The 25,337-nt window shown below is 72.7% G+C and carries 23 protein-coding genes and 1 pseudogene; 9 read left to right on the top strand and 15 right to left on the bottom strand.

Annotated features, from left to right (window positions below; all coding sequences use genetic code 11):
• Window positions 1-140: 140 nt before the first annotated feature.
• A complete protein-coding gene (locus AB0K02_RS01715; RefSeq protein ID WP_365990338.1) occupies window positions 141-791 on the bottom strand; it encodes a lysine transporter LysE in 651 nt (216 codons plus the stop codon).
• A 69-nt stretch (window positions 792-860) separates the two neighbouring features.
• On the opposite strand from AB0K02_RS01715, the gene AB0K02_RS01710 reads away from it, so the two are divergent.
• Entirely contained in the window at window positions 861-1,310 is a 450-nt protein-coding gene (locus tag AB0K02_RS01710) for an Lrp/AsnC family transcriptional regulator (protein ID WP_365990337.1), read from the top strand.
• A 537-nt stretch (window positions 1,311-1,847) separates the two neighbouring features.
• On the opposite strand, the pseudogene AB0K02_RS01705 reads toward AB0K02_RS01710, so the two are convergent.
• Window positions 1,848-2,876: pseudogene (locus AB0K02_RS01705) on the bottom strand (rod shape-determining protein); the annotation flags it as partial.
• Between the two features lie 181 nt (window positions 2,877-3,057).
• Window positions 3,058-3,615, bottom strand: coding sequence for a hypothetical protein (locus AB0K02_RS01700; RefSeq protein ID WP_365990336.1), 558 nt, complete (start codon window positions 3,613-3,615; stop codon window positions 3,058-3,060).
• A gap of 130 nt (window positions 3,616-3,745) precedes the next feature.
• Between AB0K02_RS01700 and AB0K02_RS01695 the strand changes: the two genes are divergently transcribed.
• A complete protein-coding gene (locus AB0K02_RS01695) occupies window positions 3,746-4,501 on the top strand; it encodes a hypothetical protein (protein ID WP_365990335.1) in 756 nt (251 codons plus the stop codon).
• A 96-nt stretch (window positions 4,502-4,597) separates the two neighbouring features.
• Here the strand turns inward: AB0K02_RS01695 and AB0K02_RS01690 are convergent, their stop codons facing one another.
• Window positions 4,598-5,035 carry a MarR family transcriptional regulator gene (locus AB0K02_RS01690; RefSeq protein ID WP_365990334.1) on the bottom strand — a complete coding sequence of 146 codons (438 nt, stop codon included), beginning with the start codon at window positions 5,033-5,035 and terminating at the stop codon, window positions 4,598-4,600.
• A 90-nt stretch (window positions 5,036-5,125) separates the two neighbouring features.
• Here AB0K02_RS01690 and AB0K02_RS01685 point away from each other — a divergent pair, with 90 nt between their 5' ends.
• The gene (locus AB0K02_RS01685) at window positions 5,126-6,142 is read left to right on the top strand and encodes an NADP-dependent oxidoreductase (protein ID WP_365990333.1); all 1,017 of its coding nucleotides are present in this window, start codon (window positions 5,126-5,128) and stop codon (window positions 6,140-6,142) included.
• A gap of 78 nt (window positions 6,143-6,220) precedes the next feature.
• The gene (locus AB0K02_RS01680; protein ID WP_365990332.1) at window positions 6,221-6,643 is read left to right on the top strand and encodes an organic hydroperoxide resistance protein; all 423 of its coding nucleotides are present in this window, start codon (window positions 6,221-6,223) and stop codon (window positions 6,641-6,643) included.
• A 78-nt stretch (window positions 6,644-6,721) separates the two neighbouring features.
• On the opposite strand, the gene AB0K02_RS01675 is transcribed toward AB0K02_RS01680, so the two are convergent.
• Window positions 6,722-9,268, bottom strand: coding sequence for a M14 family zinc carboxypeptidase (locus AB0K02_RS01675; protein ID WP_365990331.1), 2,547 nt, complete (start codon window positions 9,266-9,268; stop codon window positions 6,722-6,724).
• Window positions 9,269-9,384: 116 nt separating this feature from the next.
• On the opposite strand from AB0K02_RS01675, the gene AB0K02_RS01670 reads away from it, so the two are divergent.
• Window positions 9,385-10,200, top strand: a complete 816-nt coding sequence (locus AB0K02_RS01670) for an EI24 domain-containing protein (RefSeq protein WP_365990330.1) — start codon at window positions 9,385-9,387, stop codon at window positions 10,198-10,200.
• Between the two features lie 18 nt (window positions 10,201-10,218).
• Here AB0K02_RS01670 and AB0K02_RS01665 read toward each other — a convergent pair whose 3' ends face one another.
• Window positions 10,219-10,950 (bottom strand): carbon-nitrogen hydrolase family protein, encoded by a 732-nt coding sequence (locus AB0K02_RS01665; RefSeq protein ID WP_365990329.1) that lies wholly within the window; start codon window positions 10,948-10,950, stop codon window positions 10,219-10,221.
• A gap of 128 nt (window positions 10,951-11,078) precedes the next feature.
• Between AB0K02_RS01665 and AB0K02_RS01660 the strand changes: the two genes are divergently transcribed.
• Window positions 11,079-11,690: a LysE family transporter gene (locus AB0K02_RS01660; protein WP_365990328.1), complete on the top strand. Its 612-nt coding sequence runs from the start codon at window positions 11,079-11,081 to the stop codon at window positions 11,688-11,690.
• Between the two features lie 52 nt (window positions 11,691-11,742).
• Here AB0K02_RS01660 and AB0K02_RS01655 read toward each other — a convergent pair whose 3' ends face one another.
• The 3 genes from AB0K02_RS01655 to AB0K02_RS01645 all read right to left on the bottom strand — a co-directional run bounded on the left by AB0K02_RS01655 (window position 11,743) and on the right by AB0K02_RS01645 (window position 15,630).
• The gene (locus AB0K02_RS01655; protein WP_365990327.1) at window positions 11,743-13,188 is read right to left on the bottom strand and encodes a hydrolase; all 1,446 of its coding nucleotides are present in this window, start codon (window positions 13,186-13,188) and stop codon (window positions 11,743-11,745) included.
• A 181-nt stretch (window positions 13,189-13,369) separates the two neighbouring features.
• Complete coding sequence (locus tag AB0K02_RS01650; protein ID WP_365990326.1) at window positions 13,370-14,632, bottom strand: pyroglutamyl peptidase; 1,263 nt, start codon at window positions 14,630-14,632, stop codon at window positions 13,370-13,372.
• Between the two features lie 53 nt (window positions 14,633-14,685).
• The gene (locus AB0K02_RS01645; protein ID WP_365990325.1) at window positions 14,686-15,630 is read right to left on the bottom strand and encodes a GDSL-type esterase/lipase family protein; all 945 of its coding nucleotides are present in this window, start codon (window positions 15,628-15,630) and stop codon (window positions 14,686-14,688) included.
• Between the two features lie 262 nt (window positions 15,631-15,892).
• On the opposite strand from AB0K02_RS01645, the gene AB0K02_RS01640 reads away from it, so the two are divergent.
• The gene (locus tag AB0K02_RS01640; RefSeq protein ID WP_177153428.1) at window positions 15,893-16,387 is read left to right on the top strand and encodes a DUF3145 domain-containing protein; all 495 of its coding nucleotides are present in this window, start codon (window positions 15,893-15,895) and stop codon (window positions 16,385-16,387) included.
• Between the two features lie 299 nt (window positions 16,388-16,686).
• Here AB0K02_RS01640 and AB0K02_RS01635 read toward each other — a convergent pair whose 3' ends face one another.
• From AB0K02_RS01635 to AB0K02_RS01615, 5 genes are all read right to left on the bottom strand, one after another.
• Complete coding sequence (locus AB0K02_RS01635) at window positions 16,687-17,949, bottom strand: beta-ketoacyl-[acyl-carrier-protein] synthase family protein (protein WP_365990324.1); 1,263 nt, start codon at window positions 17,947-17,949, stop codon at window positions 16,687-16,689.
• Window positions 17,950-18,025: 76 nt separating this feature from the next.
• Window positions 18,026-18,274, bottom strand: coding sequence for an acyl carrier protein (locus AB0K02_RS01630; RefSeq protein WP_010987188.1), 249 nt, complete (start codon window positions 18,272-18,274; stop codon window positions 18,026-18,028).
• Between the two features lie 66 nt (window positions 18,275-18,340).
• The gene (locus AB0K02_RS01625) at window positions 18,341-19,342 is read right to left on the bottom strand and encodes a ketoacyl-ACP synthase III (protein WP_365990323.1); all 1,002 of its coding nucleotides are present in this window, start codon (window positions 19,340-19,342) and stop codon (window positions 18,341-18,343) included.
• Window positions 19,343-19,358: 16 nt separating this feature from the next.
• Window positions 19,359-20,276 (bottom strand): ACP S-malonyltransferase, encoded by a 918-nt coding sequence (locus tag AB0K02_RS01620; RefSeq protein ID WP_365990322.1) that lies wholly within the window; start codon window positions 20,274-20,276, stop codon window positions 19,359-19,361.
• Window positions 20,277-20,365: 89 nt separating this feature from the next.
• The gene (locus tag AB0K02_RS01615; protein ID WP_365990321.1) at window positions 20,366-21,550 is read right to left on the bottom strand and encodes a helix-turn-helix domain-containing protein; all 1,185 of its coding nucleotides are present in this window, start codon (window positions 21,548-21,550) and stop codon (window positions 20,366-20,368) included.
• Window positions 21,551-21,643: 93 nt separating this feature from the next.
• Here AB0K02_RS01615 and AB0K02_RS01610 point away from each other — a divergent pair, with 93 nt between their 5' ends.
• Window positions 21,644-22,315 carry a pirin family protein gene (locus tag AB0K02_RS01610; RefSeq protein ID WP_365990320.1) on the top strand — a complete coding sequence of 224 codons (672 nt, stop codon included), beginning with the start codon at window positions 21,644-21,646 and terminating at the stop codon, window positions 22,313-22,315.
• A gap of 253 nt (window positions 22,316-22,568) precedes the next feature.
• Here the strand turns inward: AB0K02_RS01610 and AB0K02_RS01605 are convergent, their stop codons facing one another.
• Window positions 22,569-23,786: an Ig-like domain-containing protein gene (locus AB0K02_RS01605; protein WP_365990319.1), complete on the bottom strand. Its 1,218-nt coding sequence runs from the start codon at window positions 23,784-23,786 to the stop codon at window positions 22,569-22,571.
• A 199-nt stretch (window positions 23,787-23,985) separates the two neighbouring features.
• Here AB0K02_RS01605 and AB0K02_RS01600 point away from each other — a divergent pair, with 199 nt between their 5' ends.
• A complete protein-coding gene (locus AB0K02_RS01600; protein WP_365990318.1) occupies window positions 23,986-25,158 on the top strand; it encodes a peptidoglycan bridge formation glycyltransferase FemA/FemB family protein in 1,173 nt (390 codons plus the stop codon).
• Window positions 25,159-25,337 lie beyond the last annotated feature (179 nt).

Genomic DNA, 25,337 nt, shown 5'->3' with positions numbered 1-25,337 from the left:
AGCCTGCCTCGAACCGGACGGCTCTGTCACGGAGCCCAGCCGCTCCCTGCCCGCCCCGCCGAGCGGCGAGTTCAGGTTCCGGCCCGGACGGTGAGCGTGAGCCCGGCGGCGCTGTCGTACGGGCGGTGTGCGAGGGGCGCTCAGGGCAGCGGGAGCGCGATCTTCACGGCGTAGACGGCGACGAGCCCGAAGCCGATCCGGAAGGTCCACGCGCGGGCGGTGCCGGAGATTTTGGCCCCGGCGTAACCGGCCGCCGCCACGAGGAACTGCTGCCACGCGAGCGAGGCGACGAGCACGCCGCCGACGAACACGGCTCCGGCCGTGCCGCCCCGCAGGGCCGCGCCCTGGGCGGTGGTGAGCGCGGCGAAGTAGAGCGCGGTGGTCGGATTGACGGCGGTGAGCGCGGCGAACCGTGCGAACACCCGGGCGGGCCGCGCCCGTGCCGCGGGCTCGTCCGCCCCGCCCCGCGTGACCTCGTCCGCCGGGCCGTCGCGCGGCCCCCGTACGGACGACCACAGGCCGTGTGCCGCGATGGCGGCCAGGATCAGGGCCGATGCCAGGCGCACCCAGGCCTCCACGCCCGACAGAGCCGACGCCACCAGCGGGCCCAGGGCCGTGGCCACCGCCGCGTACGACATGTCGACCACGGCCACCGCGGACGCCGCCGCCACCGCCGTGGCGCGGTCGCGCATCGCTTCCTGGACCAGCAGCACGCCGATCGCCCCCACCGGTACCGCCACACCCAGTCCGGCCACCGCTCCCGCGCCGGCCGTCGTCCATATCTCGGTCATGCGCACACCGTGATGCGCCCGCCGGTCCTTTCGCGGTCGCATTACGGCGCTGGCTGCGACAATCGCGGTATGGACGGCCTCGACAGGGAAATTCTCGGCGTGCTCCGGGAGGATGCGCGGATCTCCTACCGCGATCTCGGCGTCCGCGTCGGTCTGAGCGCCAACGCCGCCGCCGACCGGGTGCGCCGGATGGTCCGGGACGGGATCATCCGCGGCTTCACCACGATCGTCGACCCGACGGCCGGCCCCCGCCCCGGCCTCGTCGTGTTCATCGACATCACGCTGCGCCTCGACACGACGAACGAGGAGTTCGAACGGGTCGTGCTCAAGCTGCCCGGAATCACCGAGGTCGTCCATGTCACGGGCGCGCACGACTATCTCGTACGGGCCACGGCGGCCGACGCCGCCGAGCTCGACGCCCTGCTGCGGACCCTCAAGCGGGAGGCCGGCGTCGCCCAGTCCAGCACCCGTATCGCCCTGCGCGACGCGCGGGCGACAGCCGGGGGAACGCCCAGGTGACCGTGGTCGGCCGGCCGCCGAACACGCCGCGCCCGGTCGCCGGGCGACATCGCCTCGCCGGTCCCCGCGCCACCGTCCTCGCGGCAGACCGCTCGTCGGGTGACCGCAGCCGCACGCCGGGCGGGCCTCCGGCCGGCGACACCAGCACCCCGAGCCGGTGTGACGCGTCCGCTTCGGGAGTCGAGCACCCCGAGTGACGCGTCCGCTTCGGGAGGCGAGCACCCCGGCGCCGCCTACCGGGCACCGGTCAGCGCGGCCGCGGCCGCGGTACGACGCCGACGACAGCCTTCGGACTTCAGCCGCGCCGCGAGCCCCGGTGCGGCTCCGGCGGCCCCCGCCGGCGCCGGGACGTCCTCGTCACCGGGGCTCGGGGGCCGTCTCCGAGCGGCCGTGGTCGTCAGGGGCCGGACCGGCGCCGGGCGCGTCGTCCTCGTCGCCCGTCCCGGACGAGGACACGGTGCTGATGGACGACAGGCCGTCCGCGTACCCCGTTCCGCCGGAGGACTCGTCGTCGAAGCCGTACGCACCCCCGTCGGTGAGCGGGTCCGGCACCATGGGCCGGATTCTGCCCTCCAGCATCGCGCCGAGCCCGAGAATCGTGCAGGTGTCGGGCCGTTCGGCGATCCGCACCGACATACCGGTGGCGTCCCGCAGCATCTGGTCGAGTCCGGGGAGCAGCGCGCTGCCGCCGACCATCACGATGCCGCTGTCGACGAGGTCGGCCACCAGGTCCGGCGGGCAGTGGCGCAGCACCTTGCCGATGCCGTCGATGACCGAGGTGAGGGGCGTGTGGATGGCCTCCCGTACGGCGGCGGTGTCGACGCGCACCGAACGGGCCAGTCCGGTGGCCACGTCCCGGCCGTGGATCTCGGTGGATGTCGGGCCCTGCGAGGTGAGCCCGTTGCCGCGCAGCGCCAGTTGCAGGGGGCGCACGGACTGGCTGGGCAGCATCAGTGCGTGCTGGTGCCGCAGGTGCTGGATCACCGCATGGTCGATGGCGTTGCCGCCGATCGGGATGCGTTCGGCCGTGACGATCGAGCCGAGTGAGAGGACCGCGATCTGGGTGGTCGCCGCACCGCACACCATGATCATGTTCGCGGTGGGCTGTTCGACCGGGAGCTTGCAGCCGACGGCCGCGGCGATCAGCGTGTCCACGAGCTCGACCCGGCGGGCGCCGAGGCCGACCAGCGTCTCCACGGTGGCGCGCTGCGCGAGCGGGTCGGAGTCGTGCGGGGTGCTCGCGGCGGCGCGCAGCCGGGGCTTGCGGCGCAGCTGGCGGCGGAGCTTCTCGCCGAGCAGGTGCCGCAGCATGCGCTGGGCCATGTCGATGTCGACGACGGTACCGCCGCTGACGGGCCGTGTGACGCGGATGTAGTCGGGAGTCCGGCCCGTCATCTTCTCGGCGAGCGTGCCGACCGCGATCAGCGCGCCGGTTCGCGTGTTCACGGCGGCGACGCTGGGCTCGTCGACGACGAGGCCGGCGCCCTTGACGAAGACACGTGTCCTGGCCGCCCCCATGTCCACGGCGACATGGCAACGGCGCAGCTGCTCAAGGCTGACGGTCACGGCAGATCCTCCCGAGTGCGGTACGTGTTCGCATCGTGCGATCGCCCGGGGCCGTGCGCGCGCTGGGCTGCGCCGGTCGGGGGCACACGGGCCTGACACTCCGCCAGACGGGCAGGATCACAGGGCCGCGAGGCTGGGGCCCGAGCCGGGAGCGCCGTCCCCGGCCGTTGCTCACGCTCCGTCAGATGAGGCGCTGCAGAAGCCCCCAGGTGAACTCCGCGATCCGCTCGTCCTCGCCGGGCGGTGTGAACGCCAGGCGCCATCTCGTCGGTGCCGACCCCTCCAGCGGCCGGACCGGCGCGAACGCCCTCGCCACCTCGTCGACCGTGCACGACCACGGCCGCAGGTCCGCCGTCGTCCGCAGCTCGGGGCCGGCCGCCCCGGGGGCCCGTACGAGCCATTCGTTCCACACCGCCCCGTTCTTCGCGGCCAGGACCTCGAAACGCAGGTCGGGCCAGAGCGGCACCGGCCACAGCAGCGCGTCGCACTCCAGGTCGCCGACGCGCCGGTGCTCGACCGACTCCGGGGTGCCGAGCACCGAGCGGTAACGGGTCAGGGCGCTCCGCGCCCGGGGCGAGCGCACTATCGCCTGCCAGCGGCGGTTCGCCTCCCGCATCTGCACGAGCGAGACGCCGAGCTCGCGCCGGGCGTCGTCGACGAGGTCCGGCTGGTGGTCGGCCATCCGGCGCAGCAGCACCAGCTGGAAGTCGAGCGGTCCGAAGGGGGCGGTTGCAGCCATGCCCGACATCCTGCCCGTGGCATGGGAGGGCACAGGCGAGCGGCCACGCCGGGGAAGTGAGGATTCCACACAAGATCCTCACACTCCGACCCACCGCGCGTACCCCGGTGCCGCATACTCTCCGGGGGCCATGGATTACTGCCACCCGTGCGGACGGCACCTCAACGGCGCGCTGGCCTGTGCCGGGTGCGGCACCCCCGTCGAGGAGCTCCGTCACCACTCCGCCAGCGTGCCCGACACGGGCCACGTCTACGAACTGGACGTGGAGCCCGAGCCGGCGCCGCCCGGGCCGCGTGCCGCGCGCCGTCAGGCGCAGTCGCGCCGCAAGCCCGCGCCCGCCGGGCGCCGGGCGCGCAAGAGGCGTGGGCGCAAGGTGGTGCTGGGGACGTTCGGGCTGGTGCTGGCGGCGGGGGCGCTGAGCCTCGCGGAGCTGGCGACCGAGGGGGCGGGCGATGACGGCGCGGCCACCACGGTGAAGGAACAGGACGTCGTCGAGACGGAGACGATCGAGCCGTCGGCCGCCGAGGACACCCCGGACGGTCCGTCCGAGGTGAGCGAGAAGCCGGTGATGTCGTCGGGCTCCCCGCGCCCCGCCGGGAGCGCCACCGGGGCGACGAAGGGCGGGGGTACGCCCGGTACGAGCGAGGGCACGGCACGCGGCGACGGCGACGCCCCGGCGCCGTCCGCCTCCGCGTCGGCCCGTGACGGCGCCTCCCCGTCCGCGTCGGACGGCCCCCCCGACGAAGCCGGTCCGAGCGGGAGCGGCGAGCCGACCTCCGGGCCGGGGGGCCCGGGTGATCCGGAGCCGCCGGGCGAGGAGGAGCCCCCGCCGCCGGAGCCCTCGCCCACGGAGACCTGCGACCGCTTCCTGTGGTGGTGTCTGTGACGCCCCCGCGGCACGGGTGACACCCCCGCGGCAGCGGTGACACCCGCGCGGCACCTGTGACGCCGGCCCGGCCGGCCTTCCGCGTCCACTCCCGGGCTACTGCCCGGGGCGCTCGCCCAGCATCCGCCGGAGCAGATCCCTGAGCGCCGTCCGCTCGTCGGCGGACAGCTCCCCCAGCGGCTCGCGCGCGAAGTCCAGCGACTCGCGCAGCCGCTTCGCCGTGCCGCGCCCCTCCTGAGTGGCCGCGGCCAGCTTCACCCTGCGATCGCCCGGGTCGGGGCGCCGCTCCACCAGGCCGCGGGCCTCCAGGCGGTCCACGATCCCGGTGATGTTCGACGGCTCGCACTTCAGCCTGTGCGCGATCCGGCGCATGGGCAGGGGCTCCAGGGAGAGCAGCCCCAGGACCCGGGCCTGGGCACCGGTGAGGGAGTGCTCCGCCGCGGCACGCTCGTACTCGTCGTGGTAGCGGGCCACGACGGAGCCGATGAGCTCGACGACTTCGAGGGTGAGCGGATCTGTTCCTGGGATGGCCATGGGTCTCAGGATACCCGGATACTTGACAACCTGAAATATCCAGGAGCATGGTTGTTTCAGGTAGTGAAGCATTCCTAGGAGGAACCCAGCATGTCCGCTCTTCCCGCGTCCGGCCGCGAATGGCACCTCGTCGCCCGCCCCCAGGGCTGGCCCAAGCCCGAGGACTTCGCCCTGCGCGAGGCGGAGGTCACCGAGCCGGGTGAGGGCCGGGTCCTCGTGCGCAACCTCTACTTCTCGGTCGACCCCTACATGCGCGGCCGGATGAATGACGTGAAGTCCTACGTCCCGCCGTTCCAGCTCGACCACCCCATGGACGGCGGCGCGGTCGGCGAGGTCGTCGCGTCCGACGCCGAGGGCTTCGCGGTCGGTGACCACGTGCTGCACGGCCTCGGCTGGCGGGAGTACGCGAGCGTGCCCGCGCAGCACGCCGTCAAGGTCGACGCGTCGAGGGCGCCGCTCTCCGCCTACCTCGGCGTGCTCGGCATGACCGGCCTCACCGCCTACGCGGGCCTGTTCGACGTGGCGTCCTTCAAGGAGGGCGACGCGGTCTTCGTCTCCGGCGCCGCCGGCGCGGTGGGCAGCCAGGTCGGCCAGATGGCCCGGATCAAGGGCGCCTCGCGGGTCATCGGCTCGGCGGGCTCCGACGAGAAGGTCAAGCGCCTCGTGGAGGAGTACGGCTTCGACGCCGCCTTCAACTACAAGAACGGACCGGTGGCCGAGCAGCTGAGGGAGGCGGCCCCCGACGGCATCGACGTCTACTTCGACAACGTCGGCGGCGACCACCTGGAGGCGGCCATCTCCTCCCTCAACGTCGGCGGCCGGGCGACCATCTGCGGGATGATCGCGCAGTACAACAACACCGAGCCGGCCCCCGGCCCGCGCAACCTCGCCCTGATCATCGGCAAGCGCCTGCGCCTGCAGGGCATGCTCGTGAACGACCACTCCGCCCTCCAGCCGCAGTTCGTCCAGGACGTCGCGGGCTGGATCGCCTCCGGCGAGCTGAAGTACGACGAGACCGTCGTCGAGGGCATCGAGAACGGCTACGAGGCCTTCGCCGGCCTCCTGCGCGGCGAGAACACCGGAAAGATGATCGTTTCTCTGGCCTGAGGCGTCACCCGTTAGGCTCTTCCCCAGCCGTCGCGATCGTGGGCGCGAGTCGCGGCGAACCAGCAGGAGGAAGACGTCATGTCCATCCAGCAGTCCGAGGTGCTCTACACCGCTGTCGCCACCGCGGAGAACGGCCGTGACGGCCGCGTCGCCACGAACGACGGCGCCCTCGACTTCGTCGTGACCCCGCCCAAGGAGATGGGCGGCAGTGGCGCCGGGACCAACCCGGAGCAGCTGTTCGCCGCCGGTTACAGCGCCTGCTTCCAGCAGGCCCTCCTCGTCGTCGCCCGCCAGGAGAAGGCGGACGTCACCGGGGCCACGGTCACCGCCGAGGTCGGCCTGGGCAAGAACGACGACGGCTTCGGCCTCATCGTCAAGCTCTCCGCGAGCATCCCGAACGTGGACGCCGCCACCGCCAAGGACCTCGTCGAGAAGGCCCACCAGGTCTGCCCGTACTCCAAGGCCACCCGCGGCAACATCACGGTCGACCTCGCCGTGTGACACGCATGACAGAGGGCCGCATCCCGCGCAGGGGGTGCGGCCCTCGTCGCATGCCCGGCGGCCGGCCGCCGGTCGTGATCAGCGGGTCAGCAGCGCCCTGCCGATCTGCGCGAACACGCCCTTGGGGTGCGCCCGGAACAGCGGCTCGGTGCCGAACAGCACCACGGGCGCCCCGGCCTTCGACGTCCCCGAGACGACCGACGCACGGCCCGCCGCGTCCTGTGGGCCGCCCCTGCCGTCCTGTGCCGCACGCCAGTGGCCGGACACGAGCGGGTTCCCGGAGCCGTACGACTGCTCGACGCGCACGCCGCTGCCGAGGCCGGTGAACCAGCCCGGCGAGTAGACGAACGTGTGTGCCGGGGCGCCGCCCGTGATCGGGCCGCCGGCGTTGGTCACGCGGACCACGCCGTTGGCGTCACCGTTGCCCGCCACCGCGGTCGCCTCCAGCAGCGAGGCCGCCGCGTTGAACGCCGCTCCCTGCTCACCGAGCCCGACCACGCCGACGCCGCTCTTGCCGAACGCCGCCCGGGCGGCCGGTGTGAGCTTGGTGTGGTCCAGGCCGGACGACACGAACAGGGCGTCCACCGTGGACCAGTCGAAGCCCGCGTTGAGCACCTCCGTCGACACCGGCACCACCGCGAAGCCCATCTCCCGCAGCGCGAACAGCTCGCCCGGGGTGACGGCCGCGGCGACCTCGGTGCGGTGCAGCGGCGCCGTGCCCTTCTCCTTCGTCGCCTCGAACGCGACCCCGAGCCGGTCCGCCAGCACCCGTGCGACGCCCCGCGCCGAGCCCGGCACGACCGCCGCGCCGTCCGCCGTCCGCCGCACCTTGATCCCCTGCGCCAGCAGGGAGTTGAGGGCCGCGATCTCCTTCGGGTCGTCCAGACGCAGCAGCAGGTCGCCGTACGGCGCGACCCGGCCGGTCGGCGACGCGGCGTGCACCGTGCGCGTCGGCACCCGCGGCGCGTGCGCGACGGACTTGTCCACCGTCGCGCCCCACAGCAGGCCGAGGCTCCATCCGGAGATGTCGTACATGGCCGAGACGTCCGCGCTGATGTCGCGTCCCTCGGCGAGGATCACATTGGCCAGACCGCGCTTGGGCTGGTGCATGTCGACGACGTACGAACCGGCCGGGTACGAGCGCCCCTCCAGCCGGAACGGCAGGCGGGCCCGCTCCACCCGCACGTCGTTGGCGACCAAATGGTCCACCAGCCGGCCCGCCGCCACCGCCGACCTCTGAGCGCCGCCGGCCGGGATCACATAGGCCCGCGGGAAGGTCGCCGTGTACACGTCCTCGGGACCGATGCCCGGCACGCCCGGCACGGTCTCCTGCGACACCGGCCGCTGCGCCTCGCCCGCCGCGCCCCGCCGGAACGTCTCGATCTGGTCGGCGATCACCGACGTGCGGTGCGCGTGCGTGTAGGCGAGCGTCGCCCGCATCGCGGCGCCCGCGATGTCGGTGTTGACGACGGCACGGCGGCGCAGCTCCGCGACGGGCAGCGCGTCGTAGTCGCGGTTGTTGACCCGCATCGGGAACTCGATGGTGTGCGAGGCCACCGTGCCGTGGAACGGCATGTACTGCGGGGTGAAGATGGGCGGCCAGTCGTCCCAGCCCTCCTTCTCGTCCCGGAAGGGGATCACGGCGGGCCGCACCCCGTCCTTGTCGAAGGTGTAGCCGAGGCCGTTGACGGCCTTCTCCATGCCGAGGGCGTTGGCGTACGCGTTCTTCAGGAAGAGGTCGTACTCGTAGTTCTCGCCGTGCGGCGGTGTCGTCGGCTCGATCAGCGTGCCGTTGACGTAGCCGTGCAGGTCCAGCATGACCGCCGGCTGCTTGTCGATCGCGATCTGCCGGATGGCGCGCGACTCGGGCTGGGTCGCGGTGATGAAGTCCCGGTTCAGGTCGAAGCCGCCGGAGTTGGCGCGGGTGCCCGCGATCCGGCCGTCCGGGTTGGCGGTCACGTTGAGGTAGATGCGGTTCTTCGCGAGCAGGTCGGCCGTGCGGGCGTCCTTCGCCTTCGCCAGCTCCTCGACGAGCTTCAGTGCGGCGTCCGTGCCCTCCCACTCGTTGCCGTGGATGTTGTTGTTGATGAACACGGGCGTCTTGTACGCCGCCTTGATGCGCGGGTCCTCGGCCGCGGCCGCCGGCGCGTTCTCGATCCGCTCGCGCATCCGCTCCTGCTCGCGCGCCTGCGTCGCGCTCTCCGGGGCCGTCACGATGACGAGGTACAGCTCGTGGCCGCCCGCCGAGTGCCCGGCGACCTCGACGCTGACCCGGTCGCCCAGCTGCTGCAGGGCGTTGAGGCGCGGAGCGATCCCGTGGTACGGGATCAGGCCCAGCTTGAGCGACTTGTCGTCCGGGTTCGCCGGCGGGACGTCCAGCGTCGTCTCGCGGGGGTAGCCGCCGGTTGTCGGACGCGGGCCGGACGCCGGGTCGCCGAGGGCACGGGCGGTGGCCGACGCGGGCGCCCTGGCCGCGCCCGTGTCACGTCCGCCGCCCTCCCGCAGGGGGTGGGGCCGCGGATCGTCCCTGCCCGGGGCCGCGGTGGCGGCGGGCGGGACGAGCAGAGCGCCCGCGAGCGCGGCCGCGAGGGTGGCGGTGATCAGTAAGGGTCGGGGTGAGCCCATGCGGTACGGACCTTTCCACTGCCGGAGGAATCGATACGTGATCAGTACACGATCAGTACGCGAGGTCTACCGGTTCGGCTCCCGAACAACAAGAGCCACACCGATAAGCTGTGCGTATGCGTGATCTCTGGGCCGGCTTCGGCTACTTGACCAAGGGCCAGCGCTGGGTGGGCGGGCACGGCCGCTGGTTCGGCTTCGGGCTGCTGCCCGGCCTGGTGACTCTGGTGCTCTACGCGGCGGCGCTCGCCGGCCTCGTCTGGGGCGCGGACGACCTCGTCGCGTGGGCGACGCCGTTCGCCGACGACTGGGCCTCGCCGTGGCAGGGTGTCCTGCGCGGCACGCTGACGGTCCTCGCCTTCGCCTTCGGCCTCTTCCTCGCTGTGATCACCTTCACGGCGGTGACCCTGCTGGTCGGCCAGCCGTTCTACGAGTCGCTCTCCGAGCACGTCGACCGCACCGAGGGCGGCGAGGTGCCGGGGTCCGGCCTGCCGCTGTGGCGCGAACTGTGGATCTCCGCCCGCGACTCGGTGCGGATCCTCGTGCGCGTCGCGTTCTACGGAGTGCTTCTCTTCGCCTGCGGATTCATCCCGGTGATCGGTCAGACGGTCGTGCCCGTGGTCGGCTTCTGCGTCTCGGGCTTCTTCCTCACCGAGGAGCTGACCGCGGTCGCGCTCCAGCGCCGCGGCGTCGAACTGAAGGAGCGGCTGGGGCTGTTGCGTGGCCGCAGGCTGCTGACGCTCGGCTTTGGCGTGCCGCTGACGCTGGCGTTCCTCGTCCCGTTCCTGGCGGTGTTCCTGATGCCGGGCGCGGTGGCGGGCGCGACGCTGATGGCACGCGACCTGGTGTCCCCGCTCAGCGAGGACGACGTCGAGGGTGCGGTCCCGCCCGCGCCCGCCCCCGGGCAGCCCCCGTACGGCTTCACCAAGTCCTGAGCGACGGCCCGGCGGCCTTCAGCGTGCGGCCCCGGCCGCCGGGAGCTCCAGGAGCGCGAGGCCCGGTCCGCCGTCGCCCGCGTCCGCGAGCAGCGTGCCGTCCGGGCCCCACACCCCGCTGCCGCCGCGGCACTCGCCCACGTCACAGGCGCCGACGTGGTTGGCGAGCAGTACGTACAGGCCGTTGTCCCGGGCCCGCACCGGACAGACCTTCTCGAACGAGTCGTTGTCCGTCTCCAGCACGGAACTGGCCACGTACACCCGGCAGTCGTCCGCCCTGGCGGAGGCAGCCACCTCGGGGAACCGGTTGTCGTAGCAGATCGCGACCGAGAAGCGGACCCCGTCGAGCTCGAAGCGGCCTTCCGCGGTGCCCGCCGTGAAGACCTCCAGCTCCTTGCCGTACAGGTGCGTCTTGTCGTAGCGGGCGAGCAGTTCGCCGTCGGGGCCGATCACGAGTGCAGAGATCGCCGGCCGGTCGCCGTCCGTGCGGGCCGCGCAGCCGATCAGGGCGGCCGTGCCGGTCGTACGGCACGCCTCGCGCACCGGTTCGAGGCGGGGGTCGTCCTCGGCCAGCCACAGACCGGGGTCCGCCGCGACGGTCGCCAGCGCGTAACCCTGGGCGGCGAGTTCGCAGAAGGCCACGAACCGGGCGCCCTGTCCGGCCGCTTCGCGGATCAGGGCCGCCATGCTGCCGATGTTGGCCTCGACGTCGCCGGGAACGGACGGGAACTGTGCTGCTGCGATCTTCATGCGGCCATCATCGCCGTCTCGTGATCCGGGAGGAAACCCCGGCCGGATCCGGGAGGAAACCCCGGCCGGATCCGGGAGAAAGCCCGGCCGGCTCACCACGGGGCCGCCCCTCGTGCCAGCATCGCCGTATGACCGAAGTGATCGCAGTGGCCGTCATCACCGTCCTCGCCGTCATCAGTCCCGGCGCCGACTTCGCCATGGTCGTGCGCAACAGCTGCCTGTACGGCCGCACGACGGGCCTGTTCGCCGCGGCCGGCGTCGCCGCGGGCGTGCTCGTGCACGTCACGTACACGATGCTCGGTGTCGGGCTGCTGATCGCCTCGTCCACCGAGCTGTTCACCGCGATCAAGATCGCCGGTGCCGCGTATCTCGTCTACATCGGCTTCCGGACCTTCACCGCCCGCACCGAGATCACCGTCGACCTGGAGCGGCAGAAGGAGGGGCTGACCCCGCTGGGCGCGCTGCGGGGCGGCTTCCTCACCAACGTCCTCAACCCCAAGACGACCCTCTTCGTGGTCTCCACCTTCACGCAGGTCGTCGGACCGGGCACGGCGACCTGGCAGCAGGCCGGGTACGGGCTGTTCATGTCGGTGGCGCACCTCGGCTGGTTCGGACTCGTCGCGCTCTTCTTCTCGCAACCGCGGCTGCGCGCCGCCCTGCTGCGCCGGCAGCGCGCCCTCAACCGGGCCATCGGCTCGGTGCTCGTCGGCCTCGGCGTCAGCCTGGGCTTCGCCCGCTGACCGCGAAGGCCCCGCCCGGGACGGCACCGGGCGGGGCCGGAAGCGGCGGCTGTCAGCTCACCTGGAGCGCCGTGTCGTCGATGACGAACGACGTCTGCAGCCGGGAGCCCTCCGTCCCGATGAACTTGAGGGTCACCGTCTGCCCCGCGTACGCGCCGAGGCCGAAGCTCCGCTGCACATAACCGCTCGTGGCATGGAGGTTGGAGTACGTCGCCAGGGTGGACAGGACCGTGCCACCGCTGTTGAGCACCTGCGCCTTGAGGGTGTCGTAGGCCGTGGTCGTCGTGGTCTCCGCCGTGTCGACGCGCAGGTGGAACGTGAACGCGGCCGTCGTGCACCCGGACGGGACGGTCACGGTCTGCGCGAGCGTGTCGGTGTGGTCGGTGCCGTAGCCGTTCAGCCACGCCTTGTACGAGCCGGTGCGGGCCGGGCGGGCGGGGTCGTTCGTGATGACGCCGCTTGTGGCGGTCCAGGAGGCAGCGCCGGACTCGAAGCCGGGGTTGGCGATCAGCTGGGCGGCGGTGCAGGTGCCGCCCCCGCCGCCTCCGTCGCCGGTGCCGCCCGAGAGCCACTCGGTGGCGTTCAGGGCGAGGGCCGCGTTGGTGCCCGCGGGGTCGTTCCAGCCGTCGTGGAGGGTGTTGCCGGACTGGCCGGTGCCGTCGTCGATCGGCGAGCTGTCGCCCCAGAACGCGACCCGGCCGCTGCCGAACGTGCTGGTGACGAAGAAGGCCCCGGTGTTGCCGGAGTAGCCCGGCCGGTAGACCAGCCCCTTGACCGAGGAGTTGGCGGACGGCCTGAGCGTCGCCGTGGTCCCGCTGCGGATGATGCTGCCGGTCACCTTGCCGAACGGACCGTTGAGCACCGGGTCGGTGGTGCTGCTGACGGCCTTCGGGTTCTCGCTGCCGATGCTGAGCGAGTCGACCGAGAAGCCGAACGGGTCGGTGCTGTCGACGCTGTTGTTGCTCATGAGGTCGTTGACGACCTCGACGCCGTCGTAGCCGTCGTTGTTGCGGTCGGCCCCGCTGTGGTTCGGGATCACGAAGAGGCCGCCGCCGTTCTGCACGAAGCGCATGACCGCGGTCTTCTCGGCCGCCGTCAGCAGCACGTTGGGCTCGGGCAGGACGAAGGTGTCGAAGTTCTGCAGGTCCAGCGCGGCGCCGGAGCCGTAGGTGATGGTGCTGCCGGGCGGCAGGGTCTTCAGGGCGTAGTCGCCGGTCCGCTGGAGGGCCACGCCCCAGGCGGAGATGGCGCCGGTCCAGCTGGTCTCCGTCGAGGGGGACGGGTTCTGTCCGAGCGGGTCGGGCTGGCTCGTGCTGACGATCCAGTCGGCGTTGCCCGCCGTCTCGGCCTTGCTGTTGTCGAACAGGACACGATGCGGTTCGGCGGCCGCCGCGGTGGGGGCGGTGGCGGCCTGTACGGCTCCGGCGGTGAGCAGAGCGGCGGCGAACACGGCGAGGACGCGGGTGAATCCGCGTCCGGTACGTCTGGGTCCGAGCATCCGGCATACCTCCGTTGCGGCGGGGGGAGAGGCGGTGCGGGCGTCGAGTCTGCGCGCGTAGAAATGCGCCCGGCGCACGAGCGGGCGTCCCTTTATTGAACGGTACATGACCAGTAGGGGGGCGGCAACGGCCCTGGCCCGCACCCCCCGGCGGCGGCGCGGGCCAGGCGGCGTCCGGGGATCAGCCGGCCGACTCCGCCGTCACGCGGATGATCGCCCGCACCTGCGCGATGATGTCCAGCCGGTTGCGTACGAACTCGGGGTCGGTGACCTCCGTCGTGTTCCCGGACCCGAACTGCAGCACCGGCGTGTGCACGTGGCCGCCGGGGACGGTCAGGCCCAGCCGGTCGCGGAGCAGCGTCGCGCGGTAGGCGATCTCGTTCGAGAGGTAGTTGCCGCCGCCTCCGGCGCGCGCGGCCGAGCCCGGCGTCGGCCCGTCGGGCCGCACCACCGCGGGCCCGCCGCCCGCCGGGACCTCGGTCACCGAGGTGTTGTCGTAGACCGGGAAGCGGCCCGTGTCCGCTGCGGTGATCGCCGCGTACGGGAGCGTGGTCGTGGTCCACTGGGGCTGCGTGGCCGGGTCGTCGACCGGCACCGTCCCCGTGCGGGAGACGTTGTCGTTGTCCGGGAACCCGCCGCGCCAGGCGCCGTTGAACCGCTCGATGTCGACCCGGCCCACCCGGCCCTGGCTCACCGTCGTGAACAGATCCGCCTCCGGCAGCCGGGGCCCGAGCGTCCGCTCGACCGTGCCGTCCGCGAAGTCCTGCCAGCGCACCGGGAAGACGGCCGTCTCGATCCGCGCCGGACCGTCCTGCGTACGTATCCAGGTGCCGTCCAGCGCGAGCGCGGTGGCGCCGGACGGGTTGCTGATCCGGATGTCCCGGTCCAGCGTGAACGGATCGAAGCCCGTCATCACGATGCGCCTGATCCCCTTGCCCGCGGGGAAGTCCATCGAGTCCTGGCCGCGCGAGCTGCGCTCCAGGTGGTCCAGCAGGCGCGCCCGCCGCGCGTCGTCGAGACCGAACGACGGCTCCCAGTGGCGCAGATGCGCCGTCATGCCGAGCCGGGCCCAGTACAGCGGCCGGTCGTCGTCGCGGCTCAGGTCGCCCGGCGTCGGCCCGCGCCCCTGCGCCCGGTCGACGGCGCGCTCCCACAGCGCCGCGCCCTGCCGGACGACGGTCCGCTCCGCCTGCTCGTAGGACCGGGCTCCGGCGAGCGCCCGGGTGAATGCGGGCGCGACGCCGTCGAATCCGCTGCGCCGCAGGATCTCCTGCGGAACGGCCCGCTCCAGGCGCTGCTCCTCGACGGTGAGGGGCCGCACGTCCGACGCCCGCGCCGCGTCGGCGGGTTGGGCCGCGGCGGTCGGAGACACGGTGAGGGCGAGGGAGGCTAAGGCGAAGAGGGCGACACCGAGCACGTCCAGGCGGGCGCGTTTCCGGGACACGGGAATCCTTCCGTCGGGTGGGCGGAAGTATCGCGGGCGGGGCGCCGCCGTGGCTACCGCGCGCCGCCGCCGGCCTGCCCGGCCGCCGGCTTCGCGGCCGTGACGTTGCGGTACGCGATCTCGGCCAGCCGCTCCTGGCCGTCCCGGCTGGGATGGAACCAGTCCCAGCGGCTCAACTGCTCCCCGCTGAAGCGGTAGTCGAACACCGCGCCGCCGTCGTAGCGGCAGCGGTCGTCCTCGGCGCAGACGTCCGCGAGGACCTCGTTGTACGCGACGATCCGCTGCCGGACGGCGTCCCGGCGCTGCTGCGCCGACAGGCTGTCGTCCTCCGCCTCGCCCAGCATCGACGCACAGATGCCCAGCTTCCAGATCCGACTGCCCAGCGGATCGGCGCGGCCCGTCGACCACAGGCGCTTGAGGTCCGGCACGCTCGACACGTACACCTGGGCCTTGGGCGCGTCCTTGCGCAGCCGGGCCATCGACGCCTCGAACGACGCGCGGAACGTCTCGACGGGCGTCATGCGCTCCATGGTGTCGGCGCAGGCGTCGTTCGCGCCGACCATCACCGTGACCAGTTCCGGCTTGTGAGCGGCCGCCAGGGCCATCTGTGCGGGCAGGTCGGCGACGTCGGCACCGGAGCGGGCGTGGTTCCAGCTGCGGGCGGCGGCGCCGGCCGGTCCGAGCAGGCGCAGCGCGAGGCTGTTCACCCGGGCGTCCGTGCCGGTGGCCCACGACACCTCGGGGCAGTCGGTGAAGAGCGAGCAGGCGTCGAAGCCGCGCGTGATCGAGTCGCCGACCGCGGCGAGGGAGCGCGGGGTGGGGTCCCAGGGGGGAGTGGGGCTGGGGCTCGGCGTGGGCCGGGAGGAAGCGGAGCCAGGGCGCGCGCCCTGCTGTGACGAGGAGTCACATGCCGTCAGCACGGCGGCCGACAGGGCGGCGAGCGCCACGGCGACGAGCCCTGCCTTGCGCCCGCGGTGCGTCCTCGCGCGCTGCCGCATCCCCGTGTTCCCCCTTCCGTGACCCGGCGGTCGGACTCCTGCCGAGTGAAAGCTTCGTGCGTACGGGCCCAGGACCGACAGTACGCCACTCCTCCCGGGCCCCCGCACGGTAGCTTTTTCCCGTCGACCCAGAGGCACCCCCGCCCATCGGCGCCAGTAAATTACATCACGTCATATGTTGTCCGTTTTGCGGAGTTCCGCTCCCGATGCTGTTTACTGAGGCCGCTGGGAAGGTGACCCTCGTCCCACACTGGAGGTCCCGGTGACGACACGTGGCGTTCTGTACGTTCACTCCGCACCGCGCGCGCTGTGCCCCCACGTCGAGTGGGCGGTCGCGGGAGTGCTCGGCGTGCGGGTCCAGCTCGACTGGGTCCGCCAGCCCGCATCGCCGGGGACCTGGAGAGCGGAGTTCTCCTGGCGCGGCGAGGCCGGGACGGCCTCCAAGCTGGCGTCGGCGCTGCGCGGCTGGCATCTGCTGCGCTTCGAGGTGACGGCGGAGCCGTGCGCGACGGCCGAGGGCGAGCGCTACAGCGCGACGCCGGAGCTGGGCATCTTCCACGCGGTCACGGGCATGCACGGCGACATCCTGGTCCCCGAGGACCGCCTGCGGGCCGCGCTGGCGCGGTCGTCGCAGGGGGAGACGGAGCTGGAGGCGGAGATCGCGAAGCTGCTGGGCAAGCCGTGGGACGACGAGCTGGAGCCCTTCCGCTACGCGGGCGAGGGCGCGCCGGTCCGCTGGCTGCACCAGGTGGTGTGACAGGGGGCTGTTCCCCACCCCGACCTTTCCCATGACCGGGGCTGCGCCCCGAGACCGCCGCGGCGGGCGGGCCGGCCGCTGCGCGGGCTGTTCCCGACCCCTCCCCTTCCCGAACCGGGCTTCGCCCGGACCCGTACCGTGCTTCGCGCGGTGTCCTCAAACGCCGGACGGGCTGCAATGCAGCCCGTCCGGCGTTTGAGGTGCGGGGGTCCGGGGGCCCCGGTTACGGGAAGGGGCGGGCCGGGGAAACAGCGAGGCCCGCCCCCACAAGGGGCGGGCCTCATGCAGAAGCGCGCGCGTCACACCGTGCGGAACGCCAGCACCACGTTGTGGCCGCCGAAGCCGAACGAGTTGTTGATCGCCGCGATCGTGCCCTCCGGCAGCGCCCGCGGCTCGCCGCGGACGATGTCCGCGTCCACGCTCTCGTCCAGGTCGTCCACGTTGATCGTCGGCGGGGCCGTGCGGTGGTGCAGCGCGAGCACCGTCGCCACCGTCTCGATACCGCCCGCGCCACCCAGCAGGTGACCCGTCATCGACTTCGTGGCGGAGACCGCGACGTGGTCGAGGTCGTCCCCGAGGACCGACCGCAGCGCCTTGATCTCCGCGACGTCACCCTGCGGCGTCGAGGTGGCGTGCGCGTTCAGGTGAACCACCTCGGACGGCTTGAGGTCCGTCGTCTCCAGCAGGTTCCGCAGGGCGGCGGCGATACCGCGGCCCGTCGGCTCCGGCTGCGCGATGTGGTGGCTGTCCGCGGACAGGCCCTGCCCCAGCACCTCGCAGTAGACCTTCGCGCCGCGTGCGGCCGCGTGCTCGGCCGACTCGAGGATCACGACGCCCGCGCCCTCGCCGAGGACGAAGCCGTCCCGGGCGGTGTCGTACGGGCGCGACGCCTTCGTCGGCTCGTCGTTGTTCTTGGACATCGCCATCATGTTGGCGAACGCGGCGATCGGCAGCGGGTGGATGGCCGCCTCGGTGCCGCCCGCGACGACCACGTCGGCACGGCCGGTGCGGATCATCTCGACGGCGTAACCGATCGCCTCCGCGCCCGACGCGCACGCCGAGACCGGGGTGTGGACGCCCGCCTGGGCGTTCACCTCCAGGCCGACGTTCGCGGAGGGGCTGTTCGGCATCAGCATGGGGACGGTGTGCGGGGACACGCGGCGTACGCCCTTGTCCTTGAGCACGTCGTACTGGTCGAGCAGCGTCGTGACGCCACCGATGCCGGAGGCGATCACGGTGCCCAGCCGGGCCGGCGCGACGGCGGCGTCCTCACCCGCGGGCGAGGTGAAACCGGCGTCGGCCCACGCCTCGCGCGCCGCGATCACGGCGAACTGGGCGGAGCGGTCCAGCTTGCGGGCCAGCGGGCGCGGCAGGACCTCGCCCGGGTCGACCGCGGCCGCGGCGGCGATGCGCACCGGGAGCTCGGCGAAGCGCTCGCCCTCCAGGAGCTGCACTCCGGAGCGCCCGGCGATCAGGCCCTCCCAGGTCGATGCGCTGTCGCCACCCAACGGTGTGGTTGCGCCGATACCGGTGACGACCACGGTGCGATTGGTCGAGTTCACAGGAATTCTTTCTCCACGTGTAGGGGGTGCGGAATGTGCACGGCGCCACCGCCGGGCGGCGACGAGCGCGTCAGTCTCAGGCCTGGTGCTTGAGGATGTAGTCCGCGGCGTCGCCGACGGTCTTCAGGTTCTTGACGTCCTCGTCCGGGATCTTGACGTCGAAGCGCTCTTCGGCGGCGACGACGACCTCGACCATGGACAGCGAGTCGACGTCCAGGTCGTCGGTGAAGGACTTGTCCAGCTGGACGTCCTCGGTGGGGATACCGGCGATCTCGTTGACGATCTCGGCGAGACCTTCGACGATCTCTTCCTGCGTGGCGGCCATGTTGGCGCTCCTTCGGTGTGTATCAGAGGGTGTGGCTGCAGCCGTCCGGAAGATCCGTACGGGTGCCTAGGGGAGGGTAACGACCGTCGCGGCGTAGACGAGACCCGCCCCGAAGCCGATGACGAGCGCGGTGTCGCCGCTCTTCGCCTGTCCGGTCGCCAGGAGCCGCTCCATGGCGAGCGGGATCGAGGCGGCCGAGGTGTTGCCAGTGGTCTCCACGTCACGGGCGACCGTGACGTGCTCCGGCAGCTTCAGCGTCTTCACCATCGAGTCGATGATCCGCATATTGGCCTGGTGCGGGATGAAGACGTCCAGGTCGGCCGCCGAGATGCCGGCCGCGTCGAGCGCCTGCTGGGCGACCTTCGCCATCTCGAAGACGGCCCAGCGGAACACCGCCTGGCCCTCCTGCGTGATGGCGGGGAACTTGTCGACGGACCCCTCGCGGTAGTCCGTCCACGGCACGGTCTGCTTGATGGTCTCGGACTTGTCGCCCTCCGAGCCCCACACGGTCGGGCCGATCGCCGGCTCCTTCGCGGGGCCCACGACGACCGCGCCGGCGCCGTCGCCGAACAGGAAGGCCGTCGCCCGGTCCTCCAGGTCGGTGAGGTCGCTGAGGCGCTCCACGCCGATCACGAGCACGTACTCGGCGGAGCCTTCCACGACCATGCCCTTGGCGAGCGTGAGGCCGTAGCCGAAGCCCGCGCAGCCCGCGGAGATGTCGAACGCGGCCGGCTTGACCGCGCCGATCCGGTCCGCGATCTCCGTGGCGACGGCCGGGGTCTGCTTGAAGTGCGACACGGTGGAGACGATCACGCCGCCGATCTGCTCCGGGGTGATCCCCGCGTCGGCGATCGCCTTGCCGGACGCCTCGACCGACATCGCGGTCACGGTCTCCTCGGGGGAGGCCCAGTGGCGCGTGGCGATGCCGGAGCGCGAGCGGATCCACTCGTCGGACGAGTCGATCGTCTCGAGGATCACCTCGTTGGGCACGACCCGGGTCGGACGGTAGCCGCCGACGCCCATGATGCGTGCGTACGGGGCGCCCTTGCTGGGCTTGATCTTCGACATGCGCTACGGCTCCTTGTCAGGCTGCTGAATGCTCGGCGACGAGCGTGCGGGCCGCGTCGAGGTCGTCGGGGGTCTTCAGAGCGAGCGTCTGGACGCCCTTGAGGGCGCGCTTGGCGAGACCGGTGAGGGTGCCGCCGGGGCACACCTCGATGAGGGCGGTCGCCCCGAGCTCCGCGAACGTCTCCATGCACAGGTCCCAGCGCACCGGGTTGGCGACCTGGCCGACCAGGCGCGAGACGACCTCGGCACCGGTGTCGACGGTCCGCCCGTCCCTGTTGGAGACGTAGGGGAAGGCCGGGTCGGCCGGGGAGAGCTCCTGCGCCGCGGTCTCCAGCTTGGCCACCGCGGGCGCCATGTGGTGCGTGTGGAACGCGCCGGCCACCTGCAGCGCCACGACCTTGCGGACGCCTTCCGGCTTGTCCGCCTCCAGCGCGGCCAGCTGCTCCATCGTGCCGGCGGCCACGATCTGGCCGGCGCCGTTCACGTTCGCCGGGGTCAGACCGAGCTTCTCCAGGTGCGGGACCGTCACCTCGGGGTCGCCGCCGAGCAGCGCCGACATGCCGGTCTCGGTGACGGCGGCGGCCTCGGCCATCGCCAGACCCCGGGCGCGTACGAGGCGCAGCGCTGCGGTCTCGTCGACGACGCGGGCGAACGCGGCCGCGGTGATCTCGCCGACGCTGTGGCCGGCGACCGCGCCGGGGGAGACGACCCCGAGCGCCGAGGCGGACAGCAGGCCGGCGGCGACGAGCAGCGGCTGGGCCACGGCCGTGTCGCGGATCTCGTCCGCGTCCGCCTTCGTGCCGTAGTGGGCAAGGTCGAGCCCGATGGCGTCGGACCAGGCCGCGATGCGGTCGGCGGCGCCGGGGAGTTCGAGCCAGGGAGTCAGGAAGCCGGGCGTCTGGGCGCCTTGGCCGGGAGCGACGAGTACGAGCACCCTCACACTCTCTCTTGCGGACGGCCGTACCCGCCCGTGGGGACAGGGACGAAGAACCGTCAGGGGAATTGTCGGTGTTCGACAAAAGTCTATGGCTGGGTGTCCCCGTCGGCCAGACGCCCGAGAATCAGGGCGATCCGCAGAGTGAACGCCGAGCGGACATCAGAGGGTGACCAACCGGTGACGTCGGTCACACGTCGGAGCCGGTAGCGCACGGTGTTGGGATGGACGAACAGCATCCGCGCGGCGCCTTCGAGGCTGCTGGCCTGCTCCAGATAGACACTCAGCGTCTCCAGCAGCGCCGAGCCCGCCTCCTCCAGCGGTCTGTAGATCTCCTCCACCAACTGCTCGCGCGCCGCAGGGTCGGAGGCGATCGCGCGCTCCGGCAGCAGATCGTCCGCGAGGACCGGCCTCGGCGCGTCCTGCCAGGCGGAACACGCCTTGAGGCCCGCGGCGGCGGCCTGCGCGGACCGGGTCGCGGCCAGCAGGTCGGGCACGATGGGGCCCGCGACCACCGGCCCGGCCGCGTACGGGCCGATCAGCGCCTTGGCGACATGCAGCGGATTGTCGCTGCCGCCCGCGATCACGACGAGCCGGTCGCCGAGCACCCCGGTCAGCACCTGGAGCTTGGCGTGCCGGGCGGCCCTGCGGATCGCCTCCACCGTCAGCTCGCTGTCCCCGTCGGGGGCGGTGCCGAGGATCACGCACACGTGCTCGGGCGAGTTCCAGCCGAGCGCGGCGGCCCGGGACACCGCGCCCTCGTCGGCCTCCCCGGACAGCACCGCGTTCACGACGAGGGATTCGAGCCGGGCGTCCCAGGCGCCCCGGGCCTCGGCGGCCTGCGCGTACACCTGGGCCGTGGCGAACGCGATCTCCCGCGCGTACACCAGCAGCGCCTCGCGCAGCACCGACTCGTCGCCGGGGGCCGCGACCTCCTCGATCGCCGCCTCCATGACCTCGATGGTGGTGCGCACCATCTCCACGGTCTGGCGCAGGGTGATGGCCCGGGTCAGCTCGCGCGGGGCGGTGCCGAAGACGTCGGTGGAGATCGCCTGCGGGGTCTCGGGGTGCCGGAACCACTCCGTGAACGCGGCGATACCGGCCTGCGCGACCAGTCCGATCCACGACCGGTTCTCCGGGGGCATGGCCCGGTACCAGGGCAGCGACTCGTCCATGCGGGCGATGGCGTTCGCGGCCAGCCGGCCGGAGGACTGCTCAAGGCGCCGGAGGGTCGCGGAGTGCGGATGGGAGGAGTTAGCTGCAGGTTCGGGCACGGGACAAGACTGCCTTATCAGGACGCGTGGGCTAAGTGCCGGGGTTCCCCTCAACGCGTCGTGTACTGTCGCGGCCCCGCTACGGTGGTCCGCGTGACTGCCATCCGGACCTCCATCCGGCGCTCCGCCGACCGCTACCCGGGAGGCGACCCGGCGGCCGGGATCGAGTCCCTGCACGCCTTCTCCTTCGGGCGCCACTACGACCCCGGCAATCTGCGCTTCGGCGCGATCCTCGCCTGCAACGAGGAGCGCCTCGCGCCCGGCGCCGGGTTCGAGGAGCACCCGCACAGCCACACCGAGATCGTCACCTGGGTCGTCGAGGGCGAGCTGACCCACCGCGACTCCGCGGGCCACGCCACCCTCGTGCGTCCCGGCGACGTCCAGCGCCTCAGCTCGGCGGGCGGCGTCCGGCACGTCGAACGCAACGACGGGCCGGACCCTCTGGTCTTCGTGCAGATGTGGCTCGCGCCGAAGGACCCGGGCGGCGAGCCGTCGTACGAGATCGTGCGCGGCATCGCCGACTCCACCCCGTACGCGCTCCCCGAGGCCGGGGCGATGCTCCACGTCCGCCGCCTCGCCCCCGGCGAGCGGACCGCCGTCCCCGACGCGCCGTTCCTGTACGTGCATGTGGTGCGCGGAGGAGTGGCGCTCGGTGGCGAGGAGTTGGGTCCGGGTGACGCGGCGCGGATCACGGACGCGGCGGGGCTGGAGATCGTGGCCGAGGGGGCGGCGGAGGTGCTGATGTGGGAGATGGGCGCCGGCTGACTCGGTCCTGCCGGTCTGAGTCCTGCCAGGAGAAGGGCGGGGTGCCGACATCGAGCGGACCCGGTGCCCCGGGGGCAGGGCCCGCCGCCGTCAGCGCGGCCGTCGCCAGGCGGAGCCGCTCGTCCTCGTCGGGGTCCACGGGCGGGCTGGTGCACAGCGCCTCCAGCCGCCACCGGGGATCGCTCTGCCGCTGACAGCCGGGCGCGTGCTCGTGCGCGATCACGCTCCCCGGGCTCTCGCGTTCCGCCGGGAATCACTCACCTGACGGGTGCAGCGCGCTCTTCGTCCGCCACTCCTCCCAGGAGAGGTTCCACTCGCCGAAGCCGTTTCCGGGCGCGGGGACGCCCTTGGTGTCCCTGCCCGTGATCTCGAACGGGTCGCCGGGGCGGACCTGGGCGTAGAACCAGGCGGCGTTCGCGTCGCTCATGCCGATGCAGCCGGAGCTCCTGTTGGCCTTGCCCATCCACTTGTCGTTCCAGGGCGCCGCGTGCGCGTACATGCCCGACCAGGTCAGGCGCATCGAGTAGTCGACCATCTTGTCGTAGGCGTCCGCGAGGCCGACCGTCTCGGAGTTCATGTTGATCCTTCCCTCCTTCGCCATCAGCACCGTCGTGCCGCGCCAGGACCGCTTGTCTCCGCCGGGTGTTCCGCCGGAGACGGGGATGGTCCGCACGGTGCGGCCGTCGCGCTCGAGCGTCAGTCTGTGGTGGTCGAGGTCGACCTTGACTATCTGGCGCGCGCCGACCGTGAACGACGTCGCGTAGTCGCGGACGAACCAGCCGCCGCCCGCACCCGAGTCGGTGCCGTTCAGCCGGGCCTCCAGGGTGACCTTCGTGCCGGGCCTCCAGTACGCCTTGGGCCGCCAGTCGATCCTGTCGCGGCCCGACCAGTCCTTCATCCAGCCCCAGGAGCCCTCGGTGCCGTCGGAGGTGGTGACCCTCAACTGCCGCTCCACCTCCGCCTTTTCGGTCACCGGGTTGTCGAAGACGAGCGACAGGGGCTGGGCGACGCCGACAGTGGTGGCCGCTCCGGGCCGCCAGTCGACCTTGTTGACCTTGGCGGCCGGGGCGGTCGTGAACGACGTGGACGTGGTGCGCTCCGTGCCGCCCGCGGTACGGGTGGTGGCCTTCACCGTGTACGTGGTGCCGGGGACGGCCTTGCGTTCGGACTGCCAACTGCCGTCCCTTGCCGAGCCTTTCAGCGTGCGGCCCTCGGTGTCGGTGACCGTCACGGAGGCGAGCGTGCCGCCGGAGGCGGTCACCTTCACCGGCTGCCCGGCCCGGACAGCGCGCCCGCTCGGGGACACCGTCACGGTCGCCGGACGGTCGTCGGCGGCGCGGGCACCGGGCTTCGCGTCGTCGGCCGGTGCCTCCGTGGGGCCGGGGGAGCAGGCGGCGAGCGGGGCCAGCAACACGGCGGCGGCCGCGACGCGCATGCGTATACGGCGCGCGGCTGCACGGCTCACAGACATCTACGGAACCTCCGTGGTCGCGGAACGAAGTGGGATGCGACGAGCGTAGGACCGAGAAATCGCAGGTGAGGGGCCGTAGGGCGATATGACGGCCGTTTGGGGCCGAATGGTCATCGTCCGGTCACATCCGCCGCGTGGACCGGTCACGGACGGCTGTGAGCATCCACGGCATTCCGCGAACACAGAGAGGTCCCACACCGTGTCTGCGCTGCTCGTGCCGGCCGACCGCGGCCAGGAAACACCGCTCGGTCCCATCACCGAAGAGGCTTACCGCGCCTTCCTCGCGTCCCGTGCCGGGAGTGCTCTCGGGCCCGGCTTCCTCCAGTGCCCGTCCTGGGCCGAGGTGAAGGAGGGCTGGCGTCCGCTGCTCGTCGGCTGGGGGCCCCGGCCGGAGGCGGGGGAGCTCAGCGGCGTGGCCCTGGTGCTGCTGCGCCAACTCCCCGGTACACGCAAGTCCTTCGCGTACCTTCCCGAGGGGCCCGTCGCCGACTGGGCCGATCCGGGCATGGACGCCTGGCTCACCCCGTTGCTGAGGCTGCTGCGCACCGCGGGCGCGTTCGCCGTGCGGATCGGTCCGTCGCCGGAGCACCGCAGCTGGGACGCCGCCCGGCTCAAGGCGGCCGCCGGGGCGGACCGGCGGCTCGCGGACGTGCTCGCCCGCGAGGTCGACCCGCTGGGGACGGCCGTCGCCGAACGGCTGCGCGCCCGCGGCTGGCACCGGTGCGGGGGCGAGGAGGACGGCGACGCGCAGCCCCGGTACGTGTTCCGCCTGCCGCTCGTCGGCCGGACCGTCGAGGACCTGTGGTCCGGCCTGAACCAGGAGTGGCGTCGCAATGTGCGGCGGGCGCGGAAGGAGGGGGTGGAGACGGTGGTGGGCAGCGCGGCGGACCTGCCCGAGTTCTACCGGCTGCTGCGGATCACCGAGGAGCGCGACGGCTTCCGGCTCGGCCGCTCGCTCGCGTACTACGAGCGCCAGTACGCGGCGCTCAACGCCGAGGAGCCGGGGCGGATGACGCTGTACCTGGCCCGGCACCGGGGGGAGATCCTCGCCGCGCACACCATGATCCGGGTGGGCCGCCGCGTCTGGTACCAGACGGGGGCGTCGGCCGACCACCGCCGTGAGGTGCGGCCGTCCAACCTGTTGCAGTGGCGGATGATGCAGGACGCCCACGCCCTCGGCGCCGACGTCTACGACATGCGCGGGGTACCCTCCACCCTCGACCCCGGCGACCGCGGGTACGGACTGCTGCGCTGGAAGCTCGGCACCGGGGGAGAGGTCGTCGAGACCCTGGGGGAATGGGAGAGACCGTTGGACGGCACCGCCAACCATGCGCTGTACCGGGCGTTCCAGGCGTACCTGGCCCGCCGATGACGCGCAATGCGCGCAGGTCCGCCGCCCAGGCGCCCACGCCCGTGCCGGGCCCACCCGGCCCCGCCGGGGCGGAGGCTCCGGCTGCGCCGGAGTTGTCCGGGCGGCCCATGCTCTCGGTCGCGCCGGGCCGTGCGCCGGCGGCCGAGGCTGCCGACACCGAACCTGCCGCCGGCGGCGAC

The organism is Streptomyces sp. NPDC049597 (assembly GCF_040675505.1).
Lineage (GTDB): Bacteria > Actinomycetota > Actinomycetes > Streptomycetales > Streptomycetaceae > Streptomyces.
This window is presented reverse-complemented; position numbering and strand designations above follow the sequence as displayed.

Bases quoted from the DNA above. Each gene is read 5' to 3' on its own strand.
- AB0K02_RS01625 (WP_365990323.1), bottom strand. From the start codon at position 19,342: ATGTCGAAGATCAAGCCCAGCAAGGGCGCCCCGTACGCACGCATCATG.
- AB0K02_RS01700 (WP_365990336.1), bottom strand. From the start codon at position 3,615: ATGGCTGCAACCGCCCCCTTCGGACCGCTCGACTTCCAGCTGGTGCTG.
- AB0K02_RS01605 (WP_365990319.1), bottom strand. From the start codon at position 23,786: ATGTCTGTGAGCCGTGCAGCCGCGCGCCGTATACGCATGCGCGTCGCG.
- AB0K02_RS01680 (WP_365990332.1), top strand. From the start codon at position 6,221: ATGTCCATCCAGCAGTCCGAGGTGCTCTACACCGCTGTCGCCACCGCG.
- AB0K02_RS01670 (WP_365990330.1), top strand. From the start codon at position 9,385: ATGCGTGATCTCTGGGCCGGCTTCGGCTACTTGACCAAGGGCCAGCGC.
- AB0K02_RS01715 (WP_365990338.1), bottom strand. From the start codon at position 791: ATGACCGAGATATGGACGACGGCCGGCGCGGGAGCGGTGGCCGGACTG.
- AB0K02_RS01685 (WP_365990333.1), top strand. From the start codon at position 5,126: ATGTCCGCTCTTCCCGCGTCCGGCCGCGAATGGCACCTCGTCGCCCGC.
- AB0K02_RS01675 (WP_365990331.1), bottom strand. From the start codon at position 9,268: ATGGGCTCACCCCGACCCTTACTGATCACCGCCACCCTCGCGGCCGCG.
- AB0K02_RS01660 (WP_365990328.1), top strand. From the start codon at position 11,079: ATGACCGAAGTGATCGCAGTGGCCGTCATCACCGTCCTCGCCGTCATC.
- AB0K02_RS01630 (WP_010987188.1), bottom strand. From the start codon at position 18,274: ATGGCCGCCACGCAGGAAGAGATCGTCGAAGGTCTCGCCGAGATCGTC.
- AB0K02_RS01710 (WP_365990337.1), top strand. From the start codon at position 861: ATGGACGGCCTCGACAGGGAAATTCTCGGCGTGCTCCGGGAGGATGCG.
- AB0K02_RS01645 (WP_365990325.1), bottom strand. From the start codon at position 15,630: ATGCGGCAGCGCGCGAGGACGCACCGCGGGCGCAAGGCAGGGCTCGTC.
- AB0K02_RS01665 (WP_365990329.1), bottom strand. From the start codon at position 10,950: ATGAAGATCGCAGCAGCACAGTTCCCGTCCGTTCCCGGCGACGTCGAG.
- AB0K02_RS01690 (WP_365990334.1), bottom strand. From the start codon at position 5,035: ATGGCCATCCCAGGAACAGATCCGCTCACCCTCGAAGTCGTCGAGCTC.
- AB0K02_RS01655 (WP_365990327.1), bottom strand. From the start codon at position 13,188: ATGCTCGGACCCAGACGTACCGGACGCGGATTCACCCGCGTCCTCGCC.
- AB0K02_RS01695 (WP_365990335.1), top strand. From the start codon at position 3,746: ATGGATTACTGCCACCCGTGCGGACGGCACCTCAACGGCGCGCTGGCC.